Source organism: Paraburkholderia dipogonis (assembly GCF_046027395.1).
Classification (GTDB): domain Bacteria; phylum Pseudomonadota; class Gammaproteobacteria; order Burkholderiales; family Burkholderiaceae; genus Paraburkholderia; species Paraburkholderia dipogonis_A.
In genome coordinates this window covers 1-7369 of the sequence record NZ_JAQQEG010000096.1, presented here as the reverse complement: position 1 = coordinate 7369, position 7369 = coordinate 1, and the positions used below count along the sequence as shown (strand labels likewise).

7 protein-coding genes are annotated in these 7369 nt (G+C 61.6%); 2 read left to right on the top strand and 5 right to left on the bottom strand.

Going from position 1 to position 7369, the window contains the following annotated elements; genetic code table 11:
- Nucleotides 1-162: 162 nt before the first annotated feature.
- The 5 genes from PQR32_RS41865 to PQR32_RS41845 all read right to left on the bottom strand — a co-directional run bounded on the left by PQR32_RS41865 (nt 163) and on the right by PQR32_RS41845 (nt 4418).
- Nucleotides 163-867, bottom strand: a complete 705-nt coding sequence (locus tag PQR32_RS41865; RefSeq protein ID WP_007178777.1) for a succinate dehydrogenase iron-sulfur subunit — start codon at nt 865-867, stop codon at nt 163-165.
- Between the two features lie 24 nt (nt 868-891).
- Entirely contained in the window at nt 892-2667 is a 1776-nt protein-coding gene (gene sdhA / locus PQR32_RS41860; RefSeq protein ID WP_408241696.1) for a succinate dehydrogenase flavoprotein subunit, read from the bottom strand.
- 4 nt (nt 2668-2671) lie between these two features.
- Complete coding sequence (gene sdhD / locus PQR32_RS41855; protein WP_408241693.1) at nt 2672-3040, bottom strand: succinate dehydrogenase, hydrophobic membrane anchor protein; 369 nt, start codon at nt 3038-3040, stop codon at nt 2672-2674.
- 3 nt (nt 3041-3043) lie between these two features.
- Nucleotides 3044-3460 carry a succinate dehydrogenase, cytochrome b556 subunit gene (sdhC, locus tag PQR32_RS41850; RefSeq protein WP_408205365.1) on the bottom strand — a complete coding sequence of 139 codons (417 nt, stop codon included), beginning with the start codon at nt 3458-3460 and terminating at the stop codon, nt 3044-3046.
- Between the two features lie 157 nt (nt 3461-3617).
- A complete protein-coding gene (locus PQR32_RS41845) occupies nt 3618-4418 on the bottom strand; it encodes a GntR family transcriptional regulator (protein WP_408241689.1) in 801 nt (266 codons plus the stop codon).
- A gap of 491 nt (nt 4419-4909) precedes the next feature.
- Between PQR32_RS41845 and PQR32_RS41840 the strand changes: the two genes are divergently transcribed.
- Both PQR32_RS41840 and PQR32_RS41835 read left to right on the top strand, forming a co-directional pair.
- Nucleotides 4910-5893, top strand: coding sequence for a malate dehydrogenase (locus tag PQR32_RS41840; RefSeq protein ID WP_154557955.1), 984 nt, complete (start codon nt 4910-4912; stop codon nt 5891-5893).
- A 242-nt stretch (nt 5894-6135) separates the two neighbouring features.
- A complete protein-coding gene (locus PQR32_RS41835; protein ID WP_408241685.1) occupies nt 6136-7152 on the top strand; it encodes an HpcH/HpaI aldolase/citrate lyase family protein in 1017 nt (338 codons plus the stop codon).
- The last annotated feature ends 217 nt before the right edge of the window (nt 7153-7369 follow it).

The window sequence follows — 7369 nt, the reverse complement described above, 5'->3', positions numbered from 1 at the left end:
CCCCGCCCCCCCCCCGGCCCCCCCCCCGGCGCCCCCCGGCGGCGGAGAGGGTCGGACTGATGCGATGTTGAGTCCATGTCAGTACGCGCAGGGCCGCTCCCAAGCGTACTGACCGCCCCCTCGGGGGGCAGCGAACGATAGGGAGCGAGGGGGTTGTTCATATTAAACAGCGCGGCGAACCATCAATTCCTTGATCTTGCCAATCGCCTTGGTCGGGTTCAGGCCCTTCGGGCAAACGTCGACGCAATTCATGATGGTATGGCAACGGAACAGACGGTACGGATCTTCCAGGTTGTCGAGGCGCTCGCCCGTCGCTTCGTCGCGGCTATCTGCGATGAAGCGGTAAGCTTGCAAGAGGCCGGCCGGGCCGACGAACTTGTCCGGATTCCACCAGAAGCTCGGGCACGAAGTCGAGCAGCTAGCGCACAGAATACATTCGTACAGACCGTCGAGCTCGTCGCGCTCTTCCGGCGACTGCAGACGTTCCTTTTCCGGCGGCGGCGTATCGTTGATCAGGTACGGCTTGATCGAGTGATACTGGTTGAAGAACTGCGTGAAGTCGCAGATCAGGTCGCGCACGACCGGCAGGCCCGGCAGCGGACGCAGCACGATCTTCTGCGGCAGATCGTTCATGTTCTGCAGGCAGGCCAGACCGTTCTTGCCGTTGATGTTCATGGCGTCCGAACCGCACACGCCTTCACGGCACGAACGGCGGAACGAAAGGGTCTCGTCAACTGCTTTCAACTTCAGCAGCGCGTCGAGCAGCATGCGTTCGTGCGAGTCAATCTCGATCTCATACGTTTGCATGCGCGGCGCTGCGTCCTTGTCCGGGTCGTAGCGGTAAATTTCAAATGTACGCTTTGCCATTTCTGAATTCCTTTGACTTGTGCCTTAGAAGGTCCGCGCTTTCGGCGGAACCGATTCGACCGTCAGCGGTTGCATGTGAACCGGCTTGTAGTCGAGGCGATCGCCTTCGCTGAACCACAGCGTATGGCGCAGCCAGTTTTCGTCGTCGCGATGTTCGAAGTCGTTTTGCGCGTGCGCGCCACGGCTTTCCTTGCGCGCCTCGGCGGAAACCATCGTGGCGCGGGCCACTTCGATCAGGTTCGCCACTTCCAGCGCTTCAACGCGGGCCGTGTTGAACACCTTCGACTTGTCCTTCAGATGGATGTTGTCGACACGGTCAGCCACTTCGCGGATGCGCTCGACGCCTTCAGCCAGCAGCTTCGACGTGCGGAACACGCCGGCGTGAGCCTGCATCGTGCCGCGAATGTCGTTCGCGACCGATTGCGCGTACTCGCCCGAGGACGAACTATCGAGCTTCGCCAGACGCGACAGCGCGAAATCAGCGGCGTCAGCCGGCAGCGGCTTGTGCTCCTTGATTTCCTTCACGTGCTTGACGATGTGGTTGCCGGCCGCGCGGCCGAACACCACGAGGTCGAGCAGCGAGTTCGTACCGAGACGGTTCGCACCGTGCACCGACACGCACGAGCACTCGCCCACTGCGTAGAAACCGTTGACGACTTCTTCGTGACCCGTCGACGTACCGACCACCTGACCGTTGATGTTCGTCGGAATACCGCCCATCTGATAGTGGATGGTCGGCACAACTGGAATCGGCTCTTTAATGCAGTCGACGTTCGCAAACTTCATGGCGATTTCGCGGATCGACGGCAAACGCTTCATGATCGTCTCGGCGCCGATGTGCGACAGGTCGAGCAGCACGTGATCCTTGTTCGGACCCACGCCGCGGCCTTCCTTGATTTCCTGGTCCATCGAACGCGAAACGAAGTCGCGCGGCGCCAGATCCTTCAGGGTAGGCGCGTAGCGTTCCATGAAGCGCTCGCCGTTCGAATTACGCAGAATGCCGCCTTCGCCGCGCACACCTTCGGTAATCAGCACGCCCGCGCCGGCCACGCCGGTCGGGTGGAATTGCCAGAATTCCATGTCTTGCAGCGCGATACCCGAACGCGCCGCCATGCCCAGGCCGTCGCCGGTGTTGATGAACGCGTTGGTCGATGCCGCGAAGATCCGGCCCGCGCCACCCGTGGCGAACAGCGTGGTCTTGCCTTCGAGAATGTAGACGTCGCCCGTTTCCATTTCCAGCGCGGTCACGCCGAGCACGTCGCCGTCGGCGTCGCGGATCAGATCCAGCGCCATCCATTCAACGAAGAATTGCGTCTTGGCCGCCACGTTCTGCTGGTACAGCGTATGCAGCAGCGCGTGACCGGTACGGTCAGCCGCCGCGCAAGCGCGTTGCACCGGCTTTTCGCCATAGTTCGCCGTGTGGCCGCCGAACGGACGCTGGTAAATCGTGCCGTCCGCGTTACGGTCGAACGGCATGCCCATGTGTTCGAGTTCGTAGACGGCGTTCGGTGCTTCGCGGCACATGAACTCGATCGCGTCCTGGTCGCCGAGCCAGTCGGAACCCTTGATCGTGTCGTAGAAGTGGTAGTGCCAGTTGTCTTCGCTCATATTGCCGAGCGATGCGCCGATGCCGCCTTGAGCAGCGACCGTGTGCGAACGCGTCGGGAACACCTTGGACAGCACGCAGACCGACAGACCGGCGCGCGCGAGTTGCAGCGAAGCGCGCATCCCCGAGCCGCCTGCGCCGACGATAACCACGTCAAACTTGCGACGCGGCAGAGAATTCTTGATTGCAGCCATTCTTTTACACTCTCCAGAGAATCTGCGCAGCGTAGCCCGCACACGCGAGCAGCCAGACGATCGTCAGCGCTTGAAGCAACAGGCGGATGCCAACGGGCTTCACATAGTCCATCCAGATGTCGCGGATACCCACCCACGCGTGATAGAACAGCGAGAGCAGCGTGACGAACGTGGCGAGTTTCATCCATTGCGTGGCGAAGATCGACGCCCAGCCGTCGTACGAGAAATCGCGCGCGCCGAAGAACCACCCGAGCAGGATCACCGTGTAGATCGCCATCACGGCGGCGGTAATGCGCTGGGCCAGCCAGTCGCGCAGACCGTAGTGAGCGCCGACGACAAGGCGCTTCGAACCGATTCGGTTATTAGCTGACATTTTTTAGAATGCTCCGAACAGTTTTGCCGCGAATGCGATGGTGAGCAGCGACGACACGACGAGAACCACGATGGAAGTCTGCTTGCCCTTCTCTTTGGTCGTGAGGTTGTGGCTCGTGTCCATGAACAGGTGACGGACACCGGCACAGAAGTGAAACAGGAAGGCCCACGCGAGAACGAGCGTGATGAGCTTGACGATGATGTTGGAGAGGAAGCCCTTGAAGACTTCGAAACTAAGTTCCGATGTCAGGCTCTGATCGAAGAGGTACAGCAGGAACGGAAGAAAAACAAAAAGCAGACCACCGCTCAAGCGGTGCAAGATCGATACTCGCCCCGCTAGCGGGAGACGGTATGCCGTCAGTATCTGCCCGATACCGATGTTCCGGAATTCCGGCCTCGGTTTTTTTACGGCTTCAGCCATGCTAGACCCCTACTATGTAGTCACACTAATCCGCAATTTTAGCGCCTTTTTATATCGCGCTGCAGCGAAAACCACGACAGGTCCGTTACAGCGTGCGCGATAGTGGCGCCTTCAAACAGGCGTGCGTGTGGGACGCAGCGCCCTCATTCATCCCGATTCAGCTTAGATCGTTCTGATAGTAATACCCGGTTGTGACATACCAACCGCGGCGTACTTCGACCGGCCGGTCTCCATAGGTATAGGACACGCGCTCGACCGATAGCAGCGGAAAACCCGCGGGCACGTGCAGCAGATCGGCCACGGAAGGCTCGGCCGCGACCGCGCGGATCTTCTCCGTCGCGCGGATCATGCGGGTGCCGAATTCCGTCTCGAACATCGCGTAGAGGGGACCTTTATACTCCGACAGCCGCTCGAGCGTGAGGCCGCGAAACACGGCGCCCGGCAGCCAGATTTCGTCGAGCACCGTGACTTCGCCATCGAACTGCAGCAAGCGCTTGATCAACACGACCGGGTCGGCCGGTTTCAGATCGAGTTGCCGGGCGATATCCGCCGAAGCGCGCAAGCGCCGGCATTCGAGCAGGCGGCTGACGTGCGGGTGTTCCGCGCCGTCATCGGCCAGTAATCGGAGGAAGCGAAACTGGGCGCGGTCTTCGTTGTGCGTTGCAACAAACGTACCCTTGCCCTGGCGTCGCACCAGCAGGTTGTCGGCGGCAAGTTCGTCGATCGCTTTGCGCACCGTTCCCTGACTGACCTTGAATCTGGCCGCCAATTCGACTTCACTAGGAATGATCTCGCCCGGCTTCCACTCGCCGCTTTCGAGGCTCTGCGTGATCAACCCCTTGATCTGTTGATACAAGGGGCTGAAAGTGGGCGACGTGGCCGGGGGCGCAGCAGGTACACCCTCGCCCGCGACCCCTTGGCCGCTCGGATTCGTGGTGTTCGCCGGGTTCGAATTCATCCGCGCATTTCATCATAAAGGCCTAGGCCGCGTCTAGGGTTTTCCCCGCAACAGATATGTCTTATATAAGACATAAGATAATGTTGACTTTGTGTCTGACGACTCCTACACTCCTTGTCGAGCAAGGGTTTGCGGGTTTTTCGGCGGCTATTTGATGCAGCGCCGCGACGCACCGGCAGCCACTCTGCACCATGCTGTTCCCTCGCAGTTCAGGTTTCGATTCGCCGCCATTCGTTGGTCAGACGCTTGCCGAAACGCGCTGTTTGCAGGAGCCCGCACCGTGCAGCGGCTACCCGGCGCCTCGTATTCCGCTCCCGTGCGGCAGTACAGATTCCGGCATGGCGGTCTCGCCGCAACGCGCCGCTCGGCCTCGGCAGATTTCGAGGCGGTCCGCGACAGTGAATTCCGCCGTGTTTCACAACGCTTCGCTGAACGCGCATATAGAATGGCGTTTTCCCTAGCGTCTAACGCATCGTCCTGGAGATTTCTCAATGGCTAAGCCCGCAAAGCGCGTTGCCGTCACCGGCGCCGCAGGTCAAATCGCTTACTCCCTGCTGTTCCGCATCGCCAATGGCGACCTGCTCGGCAAGGATCAGCCGGTGGTCCTGCAACTGCTCGACCTGCCGCAAGCGCAAGGCGCCGTCAAAGGCGTCGTGATGGAACTGGATGATTGCGCATTCCCGCTGCTGTCGGGCGTCGTGATCACCGACGATCCCAAGGTTGCATTCAAGGATGCAGACGTGGCCCTGCTGGTCGGCGCGCGTCCGCGTTCGAAAGGCATGGAGCGTAAGGACCTGCTGTCGGCCAACGCCGAAATCTTCACGGTTCAGGGCAAGGCGCTGAACGAAGTCGCCAGCCGCGACGTGAAGGTGCTGGTGGTCGGCAACCCGGCCAACACGAACGCTTACATCGCCATGAAGTCGGCGCCGGATCTGCCGAAGAAGAACTTCACCGCCATGCTGCGTCTGGACCACAACCGCGCGCTGTCGCAACTGGCCGCCAAGTCGGGCAAGCCGGTCGCGTCGATCGAAAAGCTGGCTGTGTGGGGCAACCACTCGCCGACCATGTACCCGGACTTCCGCGTTGCCACCGCAGAAGGTCAGGACCTGACCAAGCTGATCAACGACGAAGAATGGAACCGCAACACGTTCATCCCGACCGTCGGCAAGCGCGGCGCAGCGATCATCGAAGCGCGCGGCCTGTCGTCGGCTGCGTCGGCGGCTAACGCGGCGATCGACCACGTGCGTGACTGGGTGCTCGGCACGAACGGCAAGTGGGTCACCATGGGTATCCCGTCGGACGGTTCGTATGGCATTCCGGAAGACATCATCTACGGTGTGCCGGTCACGTGCGAAAACGGCGAGTACAAGCGCGTCGAAGGTCTGGCCATCGACGCGTTCTCGCGCGAAAAGATGGACGGCACGCTGAACGAATTGCTGGAAGAGCGCGAAGGCGTTCAACACCTGCTCGGCTAAGCGGCGGTTGCAGACGAACCGGAACTCGTGAGACAACGCCAGGCCGCCTTCAGGCAGCCTGGCGCGATGCGAAATATCCAGGGGCGCTCACAGGCGCCACCGCAGCGGGTTCCGGTTTTTTACGTGCGAATGCAGCTATTCGCATCTGATCCGAGCGCGTTTTGCGCAATTGCCGTGATGGCTCAGCAGAGCGCGCCCGAATCAGATTTCTCTAAACATCACCCACGCTCCTGACGCCGAAGATGCGCGCCCTCACACCCGCCGAAGTGCTGTTTGACGGCGAAGTGCCGCCCGCTGTGCTGCCTGCCTGCGATCATTACGCCGGCAGCGAAAAGCTGATGCTGAAATCGTTAGCGTTGCAGCAGCAACTGGGCCCCGTGTTCGACATCACGCTCGATTGCGAAGACGGCGCGCAGGTCGGCCGCGAGGCGCAGCACGCTGAGCTGGTCGCCTCGTTGCTGGGCAGCGAGCATGACCGCTTCGGCCGCGTCGGTGTGCGGATTCACGACTTCGATCACGCGCACTGGCGCGACGACGTCCGTCTCATTCTGCGTGCCGCGAAGCGAGCGCCTGCTTACATCACCCTGCCGAAGATCCGCAACGTCCCCGATGCCGCCGAAATGGTCGCGTTCATCGAGGCGACGCGGCGCGAACTCGGCATCGCGCGACCGGTGCCGGTGCAACTGCTGGTCGAAACGCACGGCGCGCTGACACGTGTGTTCGATCTGGCCGCGCTACCCGGCGTGGAAGCGCTGAGCTTCGGCCTGATGGACTTCGTCTCCGCGCACGATGGCGCGATTCCCGATACCGCCATGCGCTCGCCCGGTCAGTTCGATCATCCGCTGGTGCGGCGTGCGAAGCTGGAAATCTCCGCTGCCTGCCACGCGTACGGCAAAGTGCCGTCGCATAACGTCAGCACGGAAGTGCGCGACATGAGTGTGGTCGCCAACGACGCCGCGCGCGCCCGCAACGAATTCGGCTATACGCGCATGTGGAGCATCCATCCGGCGCAGATCGAGGCGATCGTCGCCGCGTTCGCGCCGCGCGACGAAGAGATCGCCACGGCCACCGAAATCCTGCTGGCCGCGCAGTCCGCGCAATGGGGCCCGACGCGCCATCAGGACACGCTGCATGACCGCGCGAGCTATCGCTACTACTGGTCGGTGCTGCGTCGCGCGCAAGCCACGGGTCGCGCCGTTCCGCAAGACGCCGCACCGCTTTTCACGAAAGTGGGCACTGACGTGCAAGCCGGATCATGAGCATGAAAGTCGCTGCGGCAATCGGTGCGGCTGCGGTGAGCGGCATAGGCGCACGCCGCCAGGCAATCGAAGCACGGCATCATTTGGCGCTGCAGGCGGCGGGCGTCGAACGCATGGGTCAATCAGAAGCATTGAGCAGGCACAAAGGAGATTGCGGGAGATGAGCGAGACGACGCAAACCGCCGGTGCACAAGGCGGCAACGAACCCCAAAGCGGC